The sequence below is a fragment of the Lysinibacillus sp. IITD104 genome, assembly GCF_036698265.2.
Classification (GTDB): Bacteria; Bacillota; Bacilli; order Bacillales_A; family Planococcaceae; genus Lysinibacillus; species Lysinibacillus boronitolerans.
This window is the reverse complement of the sequence record NZ_JBAHYH020000001.1, coordinates 435,761-454,929: the sequence shown is the minus strand read 5'-3', so window position 1 is coordinate 454,929 and position 19,169 is coordinate 435,761. Positions and strand designations below refer to the sequence as shown.

The 19,169-nt window shown below is 38.1% G+C and carries 19 protein-coding genes and 1 riboswitch; of the genes, 2 read left to right on the top strand and 17 right to left on the bottom strand.

Translation table 11 applies throughout. The features are described 5' to 3' along the window. Nucleotides 1-8: 8 nt before the first annotated feature. The 8 genes from V1L66_RS02365 to V1L66_RS02330 form a co-directional block, all read right to left on the bottom strand. Nucleotides 9-611 carry a 1-acyl-sn-glycerol-3-phosphate acyltransferase gene (locus V1L66_RS02365; protein ID WP_016992913.1) on the bottom strand — a complete coding sequence of 201 codons (603 nt, stop codon included), beginning with the start codon at nucleotides 609-611 and terminating at the stop codon, nucleotides 9-11. 79 nt (nucleotides 612-690) lie between these two features. Next, complete coding sequence (locus V1L66_RS02360; RefSeq protein ID WP_016992912.1) at nucleotides 691-1,524, bottom strand: putative RNA methyltransferase; 834 nt, start codon at nucleotides 1,522-1,524, stop codon at nucleotides 691-693. Nucleotides 1,525-1,526: 2 nt separating this feature from the next. After that, nucleotides 1,527-2,894 carry an MATE family efflux transporter gene (locus tag V1L66_RS02355; RefSeq protein ID WP_333004723.1) on the bottom strand — a complete coding sequence of 456 codons (1,368 nt, stop codon included), beginning with the start codon at nucleotides 2,892-2,894 and terminating at the stop codon, nucleotides 1,527-1,529. A 136-nt stretch (nucleotides 2,895-3,030) separates the two neighbouring features. Next, nucleotides 3,031-3,798 carry a tyrosine-protein phosphatase gene (locus tag V1L66_RS02350; RefSeq protein WP_312123937.1) on the bottom strand — a complete coding sequence of 256 codons (768 nt, stop codon included), beginning with the start codon at nucleotides 3,796-3,798 and terminating at the stop codon, nucleotides 3,031-3,033. A 142-nt stretch (nucleotides 3,799-3,940) separates the two neighbouring features. Next, complete coding sequence (locus V1L66_RS02345) at nucleotides 3,941-4,891, bottom strand: cobalamin-binding protein (RefSeq protein ID WP_333004721.1); 951 nt, start codon at nucleotides 4,889-4,891, stop codon at nucleotides 3,941-3,943. After that, on the bottom strand, nucleotides 4,875-5,432 hold the full coding sequence (locus V1L66_RS02340) for a hypothetical protein (protein ID WP_016992909.1): 558 nt from the start codon (nucleotides 5,430-5,432) through the stop codon (nucleotides 4,875-4,877). Before V1L66_RS02340 ends, V1L66_RS02345 begins: the two co-directional genes overlap by 17 nt. A gap of 158 nt (nucleotides 5,433-5,590) precedes the next feature. Then, a riboswitch (cobalamin riboswitch) is annotated at nucleotides 5,591-5,789 on the bottom strand. A gap of 124 nt (nucleotides 5,790-5,913) precedes the next feature. Continuing rightward, on the bottom strand, nucleotides 5,914-6,459 hold the full coding sequence (locus V1L66_RS02335; RefSeq protein ID WP_333004718.1) for a glutathione peroxidase: 546 nt from the start codon (nucleotides 6,457-6,459) through the stop codon (nucleotides 5,914-5,916). Nucleotides 6,460-6,540: 81 nt separating this feature from the next. Next, nucleotides 6,541-7,095, bottom strand: coding sequence for a hypothetical protein (locus V1L66_RS02330; protein WP_016992907.1), 555 nt, complete (start codon nucleotides 7,093-7,095; stop codon nucleotides 6,541-6,543). Between the two features lie 90 nt (nucleotides 7,096-7,185). Between V1L66_RS02330 and ytvI the strand changes: the two genes are divergently transcribed. After that, nucleotides 7,186-8,244, top strand: coding sequence for a sporulation integral membrane protein YtvI (gene ytvI, locus V1L66_RS02325; RefSeq protein ID WP_036079481.1), 1,059 nt, complete (start codon nucleotides 7,186-7,188; stop codon nucleotides 8,242-8,244). Between the two features lie 156 nt (nucleotides 8,245-8,400). Here ytvI and V1L66_RS02320 read toward each other — a convergent pair whose 3' ends face one another. Both V1L66_RS02320 and V1L66_RS02315 read right to left on the bottom strand, forming a co-directional pair. Then, the gene (locus V1L66_RS02320) at nucleotides 8,401-9,534 is read right to left on the bottom strand and encodes an NlpC/P60 family protein (RefSeq protein ID WP_312123935.1); all 1,134 of its coding nucleotides are present in this window, start codon (nucleotides 9,532-9,534) and stop codon (nucleotides 8,401-8,403) included. Between the two features lie 342 nt (nucleotides 9,535-9,876). After that, entirely contained in the window at nucleotides 9,877-11,865 is a 1,989-nt protein-coding gene (locus V1L66_RS02315; protein WP_333004713.1) for an AarF/UbiB family protein, read from the bottom strand. Nucleotides 11,866-12,115: 250 nt separating this feature from the next. On the opposite strand from V1L66_RS02315, the gene V1L66_RS02310 reads away from it, so the two are divergent. Further along, nucleotides 12,116-13,810 (top strand): FAD-dependent oxidoreductase, encoded by a 1,695-nt coding sequence (locus V1L66_RS02310; protein ID WP_333004712.1) that lies wholly within the window; start codon nucleotides 12,116-12,118, stop codon nucleotides 13,808-13,810. A 39-nt stretch (nucleotides 13,811-13,849) separates the two neighbouring features. Here V1L66_RS02310 and V1L66_RS02305 read toward each other — a convergent pair whose 3' ends face one another. From V1L66_RS02305 to V1L66_RS02275, 7 genes are all read right to left on the bottom strand, one after another. Further along, nucleotides 13,850-14,800 (bottom strand): c-type cytochrome, encoded by a 951-nt coding sequence (locus V1L66_RS02305; protein WP_016992904.1) that lies wholly within the window; start codon nucleotides 14,798-14,800, stop codon nucleotides 13,850-13,852. A 235-nt stretch (nucleotides 14,801-15,035) separates the two neighbouring features. Continuing rightward, the gene (locus V1L66_RS02300; protein WP_258859871.1) at nucleotides 15,036-15,740 is read right to left on the bottom strand and encodes a DsbA family protein; all 705 of its coding nucleotides are present in this window, start codon (nucleotides 15,738-15,740) and stop codon (nucleotides 15,036-15,038) included. 13 nt (nucleotides 15,741-15,753) lie between these two features. Beyond that, on the bottom strand, nucleotides 15,754-16,530 hold the full coding sequence (locus V1L66_RS02295) for a sulfite exporter TauE/SafE family protein (RefSeq protein WP_036079489.1): 777 nt from the start codon (nucleotides 16,528-16,530) through the stop codon (nucleotides 15,754-15,756). A gap of 80 nt (nucleotides 16,531-16,610) precedes the next feature. After that, nucleotides 16,611-16,841, bottom strand: coding sequence for a sulfurtransferase TusA family protein (locus V1L66_RS02290; protein ID WP_258859870.1), 231 nt, complete (start codon nucleotides 16,839-16,841; stop codon nucleotides 16,611-16,613). A 117-nt stretch (nucleotides 16,842-16,958) separates the two neighbouring features. Continuing rightward, a complete protein-coding gene (locus V1L66_RS02285; protein ID WP_333004711.1) occupies nucleotides 16,959-18,086 on the bottom strand; it encodes an MBL fold metallo-hydrolase in 1,128 nt (375 codons plus the stop codon). A gap of 73 nt (nucleotides 18,087-18,159) precedes the next feature. Continuing rightward, on the bottom strand, nucleotides 18,160-18,555 hold the full coding sequence (locus tag V1L66_RS02280) for a DsrE/DsrF/DrsH-like family protein (protein WP_016992899.1): 396 nt from the start codon (nucleotides 18,553-18,555) through the stop codon (nucleotides 18,160-18,162). 17 nt (nucleotides 18,556-18,572) lie between these two features. Further along, entirely contained in the window at nucleotides 18,573-19,121 is a 549-nt protein-coding gene (locus V1L66_RS02275) for a sulfurtransferase TusA family protein (RefSeq protein ID WP_312123930.1), read from the bottom strand. Nucleotides 19,122-19,169 lie beyond the last annotated feature (48 nt).

Below are 19,169 nucleotides of genomic sequence, written 5' to 3'. Positions count from 1 at the left end.
ATTTTCTTTTATTTTACGGGAATACGTTTCTGTAATTCTTCTGTTAGAGCGACTAGCTCATGCTCAAGGTGTTGAGTAAACTGCTCACGGCCTTCTTTTCCCTTACCTGTTACATAAAATGGCTCACCATAAATTAAATAGCCTTTGCCACGCTTCATGACATCTCCAGCATTACGCGCACCAACATAAGCAGCTGGAACAATTTGCGCCTTTGCCAACTGTGCAATGGTAATAGCACCTTGTTTTAAATCTGTTCCGTCTGCACTGCGTGTACCAGAGGGAAAAATCCCTACAATTTTCCCTTCCTTCAATAACTGTGAAGGGATTTTAATCACGCTTGGTCCAGGATTATCACGGTCTACCGGGAAAGCGTTTAAATGCTTAACAAGCCAGCCAAGCCCTTTCATTTCAAATAATTGCTTCTTCGCCATAAAGTGAATTTCACGGGGGTACATGGCTACACCAAGGTTTAAAATATCAACATAGCCTGTATGTGTACAAGCTATAATAAAACCACCCTCTTTTGGCAAGTTTTCTTCTCCATACACACGAGCCTTTGAACCCATTAATTTTAATATTACTTTGACAACATTTGCTGCTAGTTTATACACTGTTACATTCCTACCTTATTCAATAGTTATTCCCATTGTAATCGAAAAGACCAGTATACTGCAATTGCAGGTGACCAACTTAAACCTTCCCTACTAATAGATCCACATCAATCGTAATTTCATTTAATACAATGGCTGTTTCCTCTTTTTTATGCCAGCCCATTGGTGTCATCTCTAATAGCGCAGGTACTAGTTCATCTGCAAGCGGTAAAGTATAAGTTATGCGTTCTACGTTTACCTCACGAAAACTATCTTGAAAACGAGCCACAATTTGTTCATTTGAGTAAGTTTCCTTGCTTGAATCTGCATATAATTGAGCACGCAGTTCTTGCAAATATCCACTTTGCGGAACAACCTTTACAAGACAGCCATTCGGTTTAAGAAGTCGTTTAAACTCCTCATAATTTGCTGGCGATAATATATTTAAAATTGCATCGAAACTTGTCTGAGCAAATGGACTTTTAGCTAAATCCCCTACACACCAAATTTGTTGAGGATAATGACGTGCTGCAGCCAAAATGCCCTCCTTTGCTATGTCAATTCCAACGCCAATACCATGATTTCTATCATTCATAATGCGAGCTAAATGTGAGCCCTCTCCACAACCAGTATCAAGCACCGTTTTTGCTGAGCTTATAAGCTCACCGATTCGGGCTTCTACAGCATCATAAATCCCACTATCAATAACAGCCTTGCGGGATTCAAAAAGGCTCTTACTATATTTAGAAGCAGCGCTATGTGTCAACATGTTGACATAGCCTTGTTTCGCAATATCAAAGGAATGGTTAGAAGCACAAACCAATCTCCCTTGCTCATAGACATGCATTGATTGCTGACAGATCGGACAAGCAAAAAGGGTGATATGTTGATCCATTAATGCTGCCCCGATAGCACGTTTCGATAATGCGCCCATTTCTATGCCTCCTTCTTGTCGTTCGGTGATACAAGAGCATAACGCTCCCATTTACGACTTTTCCATCTAAAGTATACAATAATCGCCCGCACCCATTCATCTGCTGAAATGGCTAGCCATACTCCGACCAAGCCCCAATCCAACACAAATACAAATAAATAGCCAAGCGGCAGACTCATGCAAACCATCGATAGGAAACCAATTTTCACTGGGAATCTAGCATCCCCAGAAGCGCGTAAAGAGTTAATGACAACGATATTCATCGTGCGACCAGTCTCTAGTAATATACTTAGAGCTAACACGGACGCTCCAATTTTAATGACCTCTGGATTATCAGTAAAAACCTGCATGAGGGGCTTACGGAAAATCGTAACGAATGCGACCATAATTATCGTAAAAACAAATGCTGCTCGAACACTTTTCCATAGCTGATGATACGCCTCATCTTGCTCGCCTGCACCCACATGACGACCAATAATAATGGCTGTTCCTGTACCAATGGCTATCGCAAATAAATACGTAAACATCGAAATATTCATAGCATACTGTCGTGCTGCTAGCGTTTCTGCTCCTAAGTAAGTCGCATAATATAAAAAGATGATTTGACAAAATTGATAAAGCACCTGCTCAAACGCAGATGGTAAACCAATGTTTAGTATTTTTCTTACATATTCCTTTGAATACTCAAAATAATATTGTAACTTTACGCGTACTTCCATTACCTGATATAGCAACCAGAAAAATACTAGTACGGCTAGTCCGCGACTAATGACTGAGGAAATAGCCGCTCCTTTCACACCAAGCTCTGGTAAACCTAAATTCCCAAAAATAAGACCGTAGTTTAGCACAACATGTAAGACGTTCATGCCAAGTGAAACGTACATAGTTTGTTTTGTCCAACCATGTACACGAATAATTGCAGCAAGTGCATTAATAATAGCCTGCAGGAAAATAAAACTCCCAATGATGACTAAGTAACTTTGTGCATAGTGGAGTACTTCTCCCTGCAGGTTCATCATTGTCATTAAATGTCTCGCAAAGAAGAAAAATAAAATACTCATTAAAAGCCCAACGACCAAATTCATCGTGACCGCTAACGCCGAGATTTTCGCCGCCTCAAAAAAGCGTCTGGAACCTAAATACTGTGAAACAACAATAGATGCACCATTGCCCACTACTTCCAGTATTAAGATGGCAATATGGATATATTGATTGGCTGCACCTACTCCTGATACAGCATTATCTGATAAAGCACTGAGCATAAAAGTATCGGCTAGTCCCATCAACATAAATAGAAAAACTTCTAAGAAGATCGGCCATGTTAAATGGAATAGACTTAACTTATTTGTCTCTTTAATTGTGTCTGCCAATACTTTCACTTCTCCTATATTTTCTTAAAAATCTATTGTATCTTATCACAAATATTTTGACTGTAAAGAGATTTATAGGAAGACAGCGCTTCCACATAAAAAAACCCCTCTCACATAGGAGTGAAGGGGCACATTTTTAAATTAAGCAATAGGATTGCAATTGCTCTCGTTTTTCAATTGTTAGGCCAAATTCCTGCTCTAAAAACCCAGCCTTTGAACCATAGCGACCATCCATAGCATCCAGTGCTGCTTGTAAATAGTCTTCACGGGCGGACATTAAAGCATAAAATTGCTGTAGTTCTTGCTCATTATACTGATGCTGAATAGCCTGAGCCATTCTTTCCACCATTGGACGTAAATACATATTGGTATCTAAATAGTCCTCCATGATAGTCTCCTCAGGTACATCTAAAGCTAGTAAAATAAGAGCTCCCCCAATACCAGTTCGGTCCTTACCAACTGCGCAATGGTGAACAAGACCTAGATTATCAGGATTTTGAATCGTTTGCATTAACTCTTTAAATGAAGGATTGTTAAAAGGCATTTGTGCATAAAAATCCCGGAACATATCAGGGCTTACCGCTTTATAAAAATCTCTACCCTCAGCATTCGTAGGCATTTCAAAAGCATGCTTACCCTTCGCTGGGATTTGAATATATTGAGCATTCGAGAACACTGGGTTAGGATTATGATATGCCTCATTGTTATCGCGATAATCAAAAATAGTTTTAATCCCTAGCGTTTCAAATAGTTCTTTATCCGCCAGTGTCATTTTCCCAAGGGCCGCTGATCGGTAAAATAATCCGTTCTTTACCCTACGTCCATCCCTTGTCTTATATCCACCCATGTCTCGGAAATTATAGACTGCCTCAAATGGAATCACCTTTGTCTCTAATTGTTCCAATCACTACACCTCCTAAAATTATCGAGCATACTTACTTTTATTCTAAAGAACAAACTACATTAATTCCAATTTTCACGCTAGGTAATAATTAAAACACAAAAAATACTAGCTGAAAGGCTTACAGCTAGCATGGAATAATATTTTATTTAAATAACTCTGGATATACAGCTTTCGCTACTAATTCTACAGCTTCACCAATACGTGGACCAGGTCGATTAGAGATATCTGTATCAAGAGACAACACCGCTTTGTTTTGAATAGCTGTCACTGTATTCCAACCATCTCGTCCAAGAATTTCCCCTATAGGATCTTCTGTATAGTTTACTGTCGTTAAAATAACATCTGGATTTTTTGCAATAACATCTTCCTCATTCACTTTTGCCCAGCTAGTCAGGTCAGAAAAAACATTATTAACATTAGCTGCATCCAATATTTCTTGTTGGAAAGTACTAGAGCCTGCTGTATAAATGTCTGGCTTAGGGCTAACCTCTAAATAAACATTTTTTGGCGTTTTTACGTCCTTCACCTTCGTTTGGACTTCAGCAATTTTCGCTTTAATCTCTTCGTTTAATTTATTTCCTTTATCCGCAACATCCATCACTGCAGCAATTTGTTCGATATCTCCATAAACATCTTCGAAAGTAGTCGCAGATTGAATAACAAACACTTTAATTCCTGCATCCTCAAGCGGCTTTAGTGCATCCTTATCACCGATTGTATAAGCAATGACAACATCTGGCTTTAACGCTATAATTCTTTCACTGTTAAAATTCATAGTATCAGAGACACGTTCAATTTTTTGTGCTTCCTCTGGGTAAGTATCGTACTCAGTTGCCCCCACAATTTTATCGCCAACACCTAAAGCAAACAAAATTTCAGTATTACTCGGTTGTAATGATACGACTGTTTTCGGTACTTCATTAAACTCTATTTCCACTCCACGATCATCTGTCACTTTATAGCTTGTTTTCTCTTCTTGTTGTATATCCTGTGAAGCTTCTTTATTTGTTGTATCTTCAGCCGTGCCACAGCCTGCTAATACCAGTGCAAGTAAGAGCACTGATAGCCATTGGAAATTAAATACTTTCTTCATTGTTATTCTCCTTTTTCTTTTTCATTGGGTAAGATTTACTAATAAATGGTATTTCAGCTATTCCTGCTTGCTGATTCATAAACACAGCCATAACAAAACATACATTAGCTAATAAGCCAAGGTAATCGAAAAGAATAGCAGGAACCTCTCGTTCTTCTGATACTTTGTGTAAGATACGATATGATTTTTTCGCTTCACTGCGGCAAAGATGTAGAGCAGCAGCGGCCTCTGTTCCTTGTGGTAAAACAAAACTTTGAATCTCTTCCTTCACATGGCGAACGTAAAAATCATACCGCTCACTTAACCAAGATAAATCCTCTTCAGTTACTGCTAATTTCCCACGAACTGAGCCATTTACATGATAAGCCATAGGTAAAATAAGCAATAAATCCTCAGCAACAACTTGAACATCCTCTTTTTTTACTGCAGCTAATGCAACTCCTAAATGTGTTGTAAGGCTATCTGTTCGAATTTCAAAATCTACCGTTGAAGCTTTCTCACGCATAAATGGATAACAAGAATAACGGGCATCTTTTTTCACTTGCTTCCCCCCTACTTTCTATAATGAAAAATTCTTACTTGAAAGGCATAAAAAAATCGCTCCTTTTGCAAAGGAACGACAAAAATAACATAATAAGTACCATCAAACTGGACATAGCCTATGTATTTGCCGTATATCCTCCTAGCTTCCGAGAAGTTTTTATACGTTCAAATAAAGGTCGGTCTCCTGGCTTGTACAGTTCATCACATGAAACAAATGAGTTATAAAGTACCTTCCCATCTTCTTTGAGACAGTGGTAAATCTTTATATTGGCTGTACTTACAGTTGCGGAAACAGCTCCGGTTTTTCACCGGATTCCCGATTATGCTAACTAGCACCTTTATTCTGCAAGAATATTTCATTTGTAAAGCAGTTTATCATATATGATTCAGAAAAAATAGCTATACTTAGAATGGATAACTTTAAAATTACAGCAATATTGCTACTTTAAGAGAAGAATTAAAACTGTTTAATAAGTTTACTACAATAGTGTTTCAATTGCTTGTTCAATATCAAGCTGTGAATCTGTTGGTTCAAAGCGAGCAACGGTTTTACCATTAGCATCTACTAGAAATTTTGTAAAGTTCCAGCGAATATTACGACCATCTAAAAAGCTTGGAGCAAGTTGAACTATTGCTTCTGCCAGCATTTTCTCCTGCATACTTGCCTTCCCAAATTCGCGGTAATCCGCTTCATGCTTTAAATAATTAAAGAGTGGATGTGTTGCCTCTCCATTTACCTGTACAAGCTCAAAAATCGGGAATGTGACTCCATAGTTTACCTTGCATAGATGCTTTGTTTCCTCTCCATCTTCAGGATTTTGATGACCAAATTGATCACAAGGGAATCCAAGAACTACAAAATTCTCTTTTCCATATTTATCATACATTTTCTGTAAGTCTTCAAATTGATATGTAAATCGGCATTGGTTTGCCGTGTTAACAATTAACATTGTTTTTCCACGATATGTTTCCATCGATAAAATTTCACCATTAGGCTTTCGTATTAGATAATTATAAATGCTCATGCCATAACCTCTTTTTTTCATTCATTATAGTTGACTATTCTACAGTTCATCAAAGAATTTGCACAAAAAAACACCATCTCGCTACTTTGAACGGATGGCTGACTTATACTTCTTTTTATATTTAGCATCTTGTTCCTCATTAATTAAACGATGGGCAATGTCTAATAATTTCGAGTCATTCGTTTGATCATATAGCTTTTTAAATGACATAATAATATCCTGGCGAATAAGAGATGGCTGTTTTTCATCTATACATGTTTGAAATCTTTTAGCTAGATACGACACAACCAAATCTCTTTGTACCTGACCCGCTTGTCCAATTTTCCAAATTGCTTGTAATGCATGCCTCGCTGTAGCAGATTGATCATCGTAAGTCACAGCCCAAATCTTTAAAAAATCCTCCAAGACCCTTTCTTCTGGATCACTTTTTGCAGCTAAAGCACATAAAATTTGTGCAGCACGTGCACGAGAATAACCATTATTGTATGTAAGTGCTTTTATTAGCTGTTCCCAAACTGCATATGTCCAATCTACAGGTTCCTGCATAATTTTCATTAATTCCTCGTAAGATTCATATTGAATATCGCGATCATGCTCTGTTAGATTACTAAAAAGTTGCAAAATCTCTTTTTCCATAATTTATCCCTACCTTTATTGTTTCAGAACGTAATAAAACTTGATTTATGGTACACTTAACTTAATTTTTTTCGCAAAGAAGGTGAGTTTATGAATAAATTTCATGCTAGGAAATTGATTTTTCGGTTGATTGTGATTTTATCACTACTTATAGCTGCCTATTTTGTTATCCCCGTATCCATGCCTTTAATACTTGCTGGGATTAGTGCATTTTTCTTAGAACCAATTGTCATGTTCTTTAAACGGAAATGGAAAATGTCACGGAAAATAGCAGTTGCTTTTATTTACATAGTGAGTGTTTTTGTTATTTCTATTATTTGCTATCTTTCCATTACACAAATTATGACGCAAATAATTTTACTGTCTAAGCAAGCTCCTTATTATATTTCCAAGCTATCAGATATGTGGCTTCATATGCAAGAAAATATTTCTAAATACACAGAAGACTTTCCACCTGAAGTAAGTGCTTCGCTTCAAAAAACCACAATGGATTTCATAAAGAAAGTTGAAGAATCCTTTTTAAGCTTCTTTAATTATAGCAAAGTTTCTGCCTTCTTTTCAGAGATACCCAGCCTATTTATCAGTCTTCTCGTTTATATGATTGCGCTATTTCTATTTATGCTTGATTTGCCTAAGTTAAAGCAAATCACTTATAAATATTTAAAGCCCAATACAGCAAAGAAAATAAAAATTATTTTAAATCGCCTAAAAGATGCTACATTTGGCTATATGAAGGCTCACTTATTTGTAAGCTTTATTATTGGAGGCGTCACACTCATTGGACTGCTGTTAATCCAACCGAAATACGCAGTAACAATGACGATTATTATCTGGTTAATAGATATTGTACCATTCCTAGGCTCTATCATTATTCTAGCGCCCTGGGGACTCTACCACCTGTTAATGGGAAACACCTCTATAGCTGTAAAATTATTCATCTTAGCTGCTATTTTACTTATTATTCGTCGAGTAGTCGAGCCTAAATTAATGGGAGACCATATCGGTTTATCTACTTTGCCAACATTAATTTCCATGTTCATAGGTCTACAGTTATTTGGTATTATCGGTTTACTTGTCGGCCCATTCGTTATTATTTTCTTTATTGCCTTGAAAGAGACAGGTGTCATCAAAGTAAATTTTAAAATTTGATATTAATCTAGCTTACTAGAAAAATCTCTCTTCCAGGATAGAAGTAGCAGTCTTGTTTCTTTTGAAAGAAAAGCAAAATAAAAAGGTCATCTTTGTATATTTTTATCTACAAAGATGACCTTTTTCTTATGTCAACCGTCTATATAATAGTGAGGCCTATTGAATACGTCCGAAGCCTACTAAGTATTGATTCCACCAATCAAGTGATTCAATTACGACACCATTGTTTTGAGCATCGATCATTGTGTTGTTACCTAAATAAATACCTACGTGTGCTACCCCTGAACCATAGCTGAAGAATACTAAATCCCCAACACGTGCTTCACCTGCTGAAATGCGTTGTGTTGCTAGATATTGCTGTGATGCTGTACGAGGTAAAGAAACACCCGCTTGCTTATATGACCATTGTACAAGACCTGAACAGTCAAAACCTGTTGATGGGTTGCTACCACCCCAAACATAAGGACGTCCTAGGAATTGTTTAGCCGTTGAAATGGCATCTCCTGAAGAAACAGTACCAGCTCCTGACCCAACAATAATTTTTTGTGGTTCGCCTCCACCATTATTTTGAGTTGCTTGTATAACTGGTGTAGCTGCTTGAAGTGCACGTAAACGAGCTGCCTCTTCTTCAGCTGCTTTACGCTCTGCCTCTAAACGTTCTTCTTCTTGTTTCGTTGCAATTTCAGCTTTTAGTGCAAGTGATTTCGCTTCGTTCTCAGCTTTCTTCACTTCCATTTCGCTTTCTTTTTGCTGAAGCTCTTGGAATTGTTTTTGAAGTTCCTTTTGCTTTTCATCTAATGTAGCTTTTTGTTGCTCTAAGCTTGCTTTATCTGCTTCCTGTTGATCCACTAATTCTTGGTCAGCATCCATTAATGTTTTTACCGCTACGACACGATCCATTAAATCTGCAAAGCTTTTTGCCTCAAGAACTACGTTTAAATAAACACCTACAGTGTTGTCTTGCGCTTGATATGCAGCCATTCGTTCACTTAAAATTTTTGAACGTTGCTCAATGCGTTTTTGTGTTTCAGCAATACTAGCATCCACTTCTTTAATATCAGCTTGTACTTGTTTAAATACCTTTACTTTTGCGTCGATCTCTTGTTGTAGTTTCGTTAGTTCTTCTTGTAATTTTTTAATTTGTGCATCTATTTCAGCCTTTTTCTCAATCATTTGTTGAGAAGTTTCTTCGGCATGTACTTCTGTTGGTTGAATTGTATTAAATAATAAGCCGCCAGCTAGTGCTAATGCTAGCACCATCGACTTACGCCATTTGTTACGCTTAGCCACGTTACCTTCATTTCCCTTCGTCTATCAATTTCGCTCTCGATATTCTATGTAATCACTTGAACGATTTCTATTTTAATTAAATGTTCTTATATTTATTTTAGCCTTTTAAAGTTTAGCATTTTCTACATAACTTTTATACTATTTCATGTCTATTTAATACATTAGTAAAACTCGAAATATTTCTGTAACATTCGCACTTAAACTACATTATTCTACATAATACATTTTTCTTCTACACAGAGAAACTATTAGCTAATTCGACATTAGACCTAACAGATCTTTTGTAATGTTTTTGTAATATTTGAGGATGCCAAAGAAAAAGGTAGGGAAAAGATTCCCTACCTATTGCTTCATCGACCTTAATGCTTGTATAGATAATCTCACTAACAAAATAGCACATAAAAATAAACCTAAATATGCCGCTGTGTTCAAATAGACCGCATAAGAATCGTGGATAAATTGTGAAATAGCTAAAAGAGCGACAGATATAATACCAAAAGTTATACCCACCAGCAGCAATACAAATTGAGAAAACAAATGTGTAATAAAACGTGCGTTATGTTCATCCGAAAAGACATCATGATGTAAAATGATTTTTCCACTTTCAACTCGCTGAATGAGCTGATCGACTCTTCTAGGCATTTTACGTAAAGTCGGTATAAGCATAGATAATTCTTCTTGCAGCCTCTCCTTTGTGGCCATTGGTTCTTTAAATGGCTTAAGGAAAGAGGCACGCATATATGTAGCAGAAAAATCCTTTGCCTCTGTAAAAATATCAAAACGTGGATCTATTACCCGTAGTGTGCCATCTAACGTCACTAAGGAACGGAGAGCCAATCCCACCGCTGGATAAAATGCAAGTCCAAAATCTCTTACCACTGTAAAGAGCGCGTGAATTAGTTCTTCAGTAGGTATACGGTCAACATAGGAAATTTTCAGTAATATTTGATCGATTGCCTGTTCCATTCTCGCACGTTCTGCATGATCAGCATTTTCCACTAATAGTGTTAAACCATCGTATAAAACGCTTGAATCATTTAGTTGAATACCCATCAAAAATAACTTCAAGCCTTCTTGCTGTGTTGCACCTAAACGTCCTACTGCACCAAAGTCAAGCAAAACAGGTGTGCCATCTGTTTCATCTATGTGGATATTTCCTGGATGGGGGTCTGCATGAAAAATACCAGAGAATAGCATCTGCTCAAAAAATGAATACAGTACGGTTCTTGCAAACTGCCTACGATCAATAGACAAACGATTAAATTCAGATGCCCCATCTGCCACACTTTGTCCACGAATATACTCCATCACAATAACATTTTCATTACTGTAAGACGTAAATATTTTAGGAATTCGAACCTTGTAATCACTTTTCGCCAGTGCATTCTTCACCTGTAGCGTATTACGTACTTCAATATCTAAATGAATCTCCTCACGTAGTCCATCTGCAAATCCCCCGGCCAACTCTCGAAAGCCCAATGATTCTGCCCACGTCGATTTTGTGGATAGCCAGTTAGCAAATTCCTCTAAAATTTCAAGGTCATCGCGCATAATTCCCTTTACTTCTGGACGCAATAGCTTGACTACCACCTCTTCATAATCTTTAAGCCTTGCTTTATGCACCTGGCCAATAGAGGCTGCTGCAATGGGTTCCATTTGAAATTGGCTAAATATTTCGCCCATGGATTGCGGAAGAGACCTCTCTAAAATTTGTTTCACTTGCTCCTCTGATAAAGGTTTTACTCGGTGTTGGAGTCTTTCTAATTCATCAATAAAAATAGGTGAAAAAAGCTCTTTTCGTGTGGAGAGTACCTGGCCAAACTTGATGAAAATCCCACCGCATTGTTCTAGTGTTGCTCGCAAAGCAATCGCAAGCTCTTTTTCATTTTCCCGTTGCCTCGCATATTTAATCGTTTGTACAACACCGTTTGTAACAGCAATTTTCAATACCTGACGCAGGCGTTTCTGCTGTCGCCAGTAGCTACGCAATCGCAATAATAAAGATTTTTGGCCGTTACGGCGATCTCCATTTGTAATGCCACTTGGGTCAAAAAGCTCAAATACCAAATAAAGCAACATCGAAATTAGTAGCATACTACCGATCCAAATCAGTGTGCTTACCTCAGTTACTGTTTGCATCATCGTTTCTGATAAAAAATCTGTATGGCGCAGATAAGAATACCAGTAAACAAAAGAGGTTAATATCACACTAATAACGACTGACAGCACTCTTCTCACGAAATTAATATTTGAGCCAATTAATCGTCCACTCACAATATAAATCAAACCCGAAACTACCAGTATTTGGATTAAAAATTTCAATATGATCAACAGTGTCACCCCCTGTGCCATTTCCATTTCCTACTACCGCTAGTATAGCAAATTTATGCACCAACTTTCTTGAACGAGGAACACCACAGAAAATTTATTTATCTCGCACCTTGATAATATACCCTTTAGGGTATATTATTTATTTGTAGTATTAAAACTACATAATTCACCTATTTTTAGAAACAAAACCTTTATTTAAAAGCTTTTAAATACCCCAATATGTATTTAACGAGAAAAGGAGTGTTTATAATTGAGTAAAAAATTTTTAGTAGTCGGTGGCGTTGCAGGTGGTGCATCCACAGCGGCACGTCTTCGTCGTCTCGATGAAAAGGCAGAAATTATTATGTTTGAAAAAGGGCCGAATGTTTCATTCTCTAATTGTTCTCTCCCCTTCCATTTAAGCGGGATTGTTGAAAATAGCGACAAATTAATTTTAATGACGCCTCAAGGCTTCCAAACAAAATACAATATAGAGGCTCGTGTTCAGCAAGAAGTTGTACGTATTAACAGAGAGCAAAAAACCATCACCATTAAGGATTTAAAAACGAATAGAGATTATGAGGAAAGTTACGATACGTTAATTTTATCCCCAGGAGCAAGTCCTATCGTCCCTGACTTAGAGGGCATTCATTCTAAGCACGTCTTTACCATTAGAAACGTGGCTGATATTGACCGTTTAAATTGGTATCTACAAACAGATAATGTACAGGATATTGCCGTGGTTGGCGGAGGCTTCATTGGTGTAGAGGTAGCAGAAAATTTGAAGCTAGCAGGCTATAATGTATCTCTAGTTGAATTTGGCCAACAAATTATGGCCCCTTTTGATTATGATATGGCTCAAATCTTACACAAGGAAATGACTGATAAAGGGGTTCAAGTTATTGTCAATGACGGTCTTGCAAAGGTTACACCAAATAATGTGACGTTGAACTCAGGCAAACAATTGAAAGCACAGGCAGTAGTATTAGCGATTGGCGTTCGCCCCGAAATCCGCTTAGCTAAAGAGGCCGGGCTAACAATCGGTGAACTCGGAGGTATTCAAGTTGATGCAAATTACGTGACGTCCGATCCTTCCATATACGCCGTGGGAGATGCAATTGAAGTATTCCATCAGCTTACCCATAAGCAGACGCGCCTTGCTTTAGCCGGACCCGCTCAACGACAAGCACGTGCTGCAGCTAATCATATGTATAACATCCCTCATCACAACAAGGGAGTCATTGGATCTTCAAGTGTACAAATTTTCGACCTCGCATGTGCGACAACAGGCTTAAACGAAAAAACAGCCCTGGCAAATGGTTTTCCAGCGAAAAGTGTTTATTTGATAGCTCCCGACAAAGTAGGACTAATGCCAAATAGTAATCCACTTCACTTTAAGCTCGTTTATGAAACACCCACGGGTAAAATACTAGGGGCTCAAGCAATAGGTAAAGGTAATGCAGATAAGAGGATTGATGTTATAGCTACCCTCATCACAATGGGCGGTACTTTAGAAGATTTAAAGGAGCTAGAGTTATCTTATTCTCCAATGTTTAGCACTGCCCGTGATATTGTCAATTTGGCAGCTCTTGTAGCTCAAAATCTATTACACGGACACTTTAAGCAGGTACAAGTTGATGAAGTGAGGAAACTCATTGAAAATCAAGCCTATTTCTTAGACGTTCGTGAAAAAAATGAATTTGAATCTGGTCATCTCATCAATGCACACAATATTCCTCTAAGTGAACTTCGGGAAAGAATGAATGAAATCCCAAAGGATCAAGCAGTATATGTACATTGCCGATCCGGTCAACGTAGCTATAATGCTGTTATGACCCTTCAAAATAGCGGTTTTTCTAACATCTTTAATGTAAGCGGGTCATTCCTTGGGATTAGCTTATATGAATATTTTACAGACATTACAACAAACAGAGATAAAATCGTAACTGCGTATAATTTTAAATAACTTAAAAGGGATGCCAATTATGAGCATCCCTTTTCTTCGTTAGTTTGTAGACAAAACTTTCTCCCAGTCAATCGTTCCATTTTTAACTTGTTCACGTTTTTCCTTATTCATGATGTCATTTGGACGCCCGCCTTTTGGCCAGTCTTTTTCATGGTTTGCCCACTCTGGACGATCCTGCGATAAAATAAAGGCAGCTAAATCTGCAGCTTCTTGATCTGTTAATGTTCCTGCTGCACCTATTGGCATATTATTTTGAATATAGCCAGCCATTTTTGACATACGTGCCATGCCTGCGCCATCATTAAATGAATTATCTCCCCATAAAGCCGGGCCAGTATTAGCACCAGTTCCTGCGCCATCTGCTGCATGACAGGCTATACAGGACTGCGCATAAAGCTCCTCACCATCTGCAACATTTGGGATCGGCACATTCTTCATATCACTAGTGCCCGCCCATTCACGTTTTGCTCCAATCGGAACACCTTCAGAAATATAAGCAAAATACGCCACCATAGCCTCTAGTTCATCACTATTCATTTCGAATTTTTTACCATTCATACTACGAACCATACAGCCATTAATGCGCTCCTCTATTGTAACCACACCACCCGAGCGTCCAATATACTGTGGATAATTTGCCATTACACCTACTAATGAGGAGGCTTGCTCATCATAGCCAGCACCAGCATGACAGCTTGTGCAAGATAATTGGTTGCCCACATATTCATCTGCCGCAACATGCGTGTTATTTACAAGTTCATAGCCATATAATATTGCTTCTTTCATTGGACCTTCTGGTACTTCCTCAATACTCGGCGGAGCATAGACCACTGACTGAGCAGCTGCTGTTGTTGGTAATTGTGTTTGCACTGTCGCTTCTTTCTCACTCACATTCGAATCAACTGTAATTTTGTCACTGACAAACGTCCCAACAAAAATGGCGCCTGCTAACAGTACTGTTCCTGCTACTCCTGCTACTATAGGTTTCATCTATAATACCCCCCTTTGTATTCTCACTTATATTTTAGCAACATAACAATTTATTGGATGTGATTTTTCTCACACTACCATAAAATAGAACCATTCAGATGATAAAAATGGATATTTTATACATTTTATTTTGTTCTATAACACAGAAAACAAGACTTAATACCTCTTGCAGTATTCATCTACTTCGAAACAAAAAAGCGTCGAGTACAAATTCGCACTCGACACCTCTTACGTCTTATAGTTTACACTGTCCATCAGCACATGCCGATTCTCCATTACCATTTATCATTATCGTTGGCTGAATACCAGCTATTTCCGCAGCTTGATGCAAAGTCCGCACAAACACTTCATTCGGCTCAGCCCCTTTAATACCATAACGGTTTTCAAATACAAAGAACGGTACACTTCGCACGCCAAGTTGCTGTGCTTCATAGCGATCCTTGTCTAGCTCTTCACTAAAATCAGTTGAAGCTAATATTCCCTCCGCAGCTTCTCTATCCAAATCTAATTGCGCAATAACTTTTAATAAGAATTCATCTTTATTTAAATCTTCACCATCTTTAAAATAACCAGCCATTAGTAATTCAGTATATGCTGTCGCTTTACCAAATTGCTGCGTCCATTTAGCTAAACGATGCGCCTTTTCTGTATGTGCCGTTTTCATCTTAGCAAAATTATAATGTAAACCAACTTCGGCTGCTCTCATAGCTATACCCTCAACCATTTCTTCCGCTTCTTCAAGCGTAACATCATATTTTTTAGCCAACGCCTCATAAAAAGATGGTGCATTCACTTTCGGGGTATCTGGGCTTATTTGAAATGCTTTATATTCTATTTCCACTAATCCTGTATAGCCTGCGATGTCAATCGCCCGTTCAAGTTCTTGCTTACCAATATAACAAAATGGACATGTAAAATCAGAGAAGACTTCAATTTTCATTACCATATCCCCTTTATAATATATCCATCCAAATTTTAATAGCTGTTGCTAATATAAGAACCGCTAAAATAATTTGTAGGAATTTTGTATTTAACTTGCCCCCTATTCTCGCACCTAGAGGAGCAGCTATTAGACTAGATACAATCAAGATGAGCGCTGGATAATATTCTACTTGCCCAGTCATTAATTTACCAATGGTACCTCCTATTGAGGAGATAAACGTAATAGCAAGGCTTGACGCAATAGTCATACGAGTAGGAATTCCTAAGACCACAAGCATGATTGGTACTAATAAAAATCCACCAGCTGCCCCCACAATCCCGGAACCGATACCAACAACGAAAGCTAATAGGACCGCCAATGGTTTATTAAATGTAACAGCCTGCATTGGTTTATCATCAATTTGCTTTTTCGGAATGAACATCATCACAGCTGCAATTAATGCAAGAATTCCATAGACAATGTTAATACCCGACTCTGATAAAAATTTCGAACCGAAGCTACCTACAAAGCTTCCCGTTAATATGGCGCTCCCCATATAAATAATGAGTGATTTATTTAAATACCCACCTTTGCGATAGACCCAAACACCTGAAAGAGCAGCAAAAAGCACCTGAATCGCACTTATCCCTGACACCTCATGTGCCGAAAAGGCCGCAAACCCTAGTAATGGCGGTATATACAGTAGCATTGGGAAATTAATGATGGCACCGCCAATACCTAACATCCCCGATACAAATGAACCGAGAAAACCAATAAGTAAAATGGTTAAGATCCATGCAATATCCATTTATTTTTCCTTCTTTCTGGCTGTATTCAATAAAAGGAAAGAAGGGTTGTTCTACTGTAATAGACAACCCTCAATCAGCCCTATGCTTTCTGAATGAAAAATGTAATGACGCCAGCCTCTTCAGATTGATCTAAAATGATATGACCTCCAGCTTTTGCCCAAGCAGGAATATCCGCTAAAGCTCCTTTATCTGTCACCTGAACTTCTAAAACTTCCCCAGGCTTTAGGGTATCTATTGCTTTTTTTGTCTTCACAATAGGCATTGGACAAGAAAGGCCTTTTGCATCTAGTTGTATACTTGATTTCATCATAATCTCCTTCTACTCGGCAAAGGTTGTAAGCGATTTTGCCGGTTCATCTTGTTTTATATCTTCATGCGCCTTCAATTCCCGAAATTTACAGGCATACTCATTGCACTTTAGCATGTTTTATCGTACTGCACAGCGATTTGGTCCAATTTCCATTTCTGTTTGCTCATCTAACCCAGGTGTTATTTTCCCCATATTCACCTGACGAATTTCCTGATAAGCATTTGGCTGTGGAGGTAATTCATCTGTTACCACACGTCTAAATTCTTCTTCATCTTGAATATTTAATCCATGGTTTTGTACAAATAAATCCCCTAGTCGTTTCGCAACCGTTCCATCTTCATTCAGCTCATCAATAATCATAAAATGTGCCGGTAAGACAATAAGTTCATCAGACAATTCTCGATAACGCTTGTAAAGCGTGTCTCGTAAATCTCCAACCCAGTCATCAGCAAGGCCAGCTAAATCAGGACGTCCGATTGAATCGATAAATAAAATATCTCCTGTTAATAAATATTTGCTGTCAACAACAAATGAAGTAGAGCCTATCGTATGACCAGGAGAATAGATCGCCCCTACATCTATTTTTGATGCACCGATTTGAACAGTCGTGCCATCAACTAATGGTGTATAGTGGAACACAACTTCCTCAGCGTCCTTAGGTGGCAAATAATAGGTTGCGCCTGTCATCTCTGCAATATGGCGCCCACCTGAAATGTGATCAGCATGTAAGTGTGTATCAAAAACATGTTTAATTTGGACATTTTTATGTTCTGCAAAATTTATAAACACATCTGTAAAACGTACAGCATCAATAATAGCTGCTTCACCTTCAGAAAGGACCATATAAGACAGACAACCCTTTCCTAAACGAACAAACTGGTAAAGCTCACCACCGCCTGTTAAATCTCCTATTTTGACTGGCTCTAAATATTCGCTCCAGGATTTCATACCTCCTGCTAAATAGGCAACCTCAATACCTGCCTCAGCTAACATTTCAGCGACCATTAAAGACGATCCTTCTTTTGCACAAACGACTAAAACTTCTTTATCAGTTGGGATATTTGGTAAAATATTATCAATACCATCTAACAGTTCAAAATAAGGTATATTTAAATACTCAAAGCGATGTCCGTCGATTTTCCAATCTTCGAATGCATCCGCATTACGAACATCTAAAATAAATAATTCCTCATTATGAATAACCTTTTTAGCTACTTGTGACGCACTCCATTTTTGAATTGACATCTCTTTTACCCCCATTGGTATTATATTTATGTTTTTTATAGCGGAGAGGGGTATCCTCTCCGCTTTTAGGACACTAGAATGTAAGTGACGGTGCTGCGTCTTTCGCGAATTCTAGGAACGTTACGGCTCCTCCCACTTCAATACCCTCAATGAAATCTTCAGTAGTTAAACTCATTACATCCATTGTCATCTGGCAAGCAATAAATTTCACACCTAATTCTTGTGCCATCTCTACTAGTTGAGGGATAGCTGGCACATTTGCTTTTGTAAAACCTTCAGCATAATGTTCTGCTCCAGCTGGCATTGGTAATGCATGCATACCTTGCTTATGAATTAAATTCAAACCTTCAAATGTAAAGAAGATCGCTACCTCTTTCTCAGAAGCTGCTGCTGCAGTTGCGATATTAAACACCTTATACGCATCAAATAAACCACCGTTACTTGCAATAATTGCTACTTTGTTCGACATAATAAAATTCCTCCAATTTAAATGTTTTTTGTTAAATCGCCTGACCAGGATGTCATACCTGGTAGTACGTTAAATACTTTCGTAAAACCATGTGAAGCCAGCTTTTGCGCAGCCATGTCACTGCGTTTTCCAGTACGACAAATAACATATATCTCCTGCTCTTTATCAAGCTCAGAAAGTCGCGTCTCCAGTTCGCCCATTGGTATCGATTTTGCTCCCGCAATATGCCCAAAAGCGAATTCTGTTTCCTCACGTACATCAAGAATTAATCCTTTACGACTTGTGATTTGCTCTAAATCAATTGTTTGATCAAACGTCATTTCTTCTATTTGGTCGTTTGTACATTTACGAATATAATGTTTCAGTACACCATCATCTTCTAAAGTACCAATATACTGATGACCTACTGTTTCAGCCCATGCTGCAATATCAGCTTTTGACCCTTTATCTGTCGCAGCTACTTCTAAAATTTGACCATCTACTAAATCAGCCATCGCTTTTTTTGTTTTCACAATCGGCATTGGGCAAGAAAGACCCTTGGCATCTAGCTGAAAATCCGCCTTCATAATTTCCTCAACCTCCACATACCTACAAGGGTATTATTTTACTCAAAA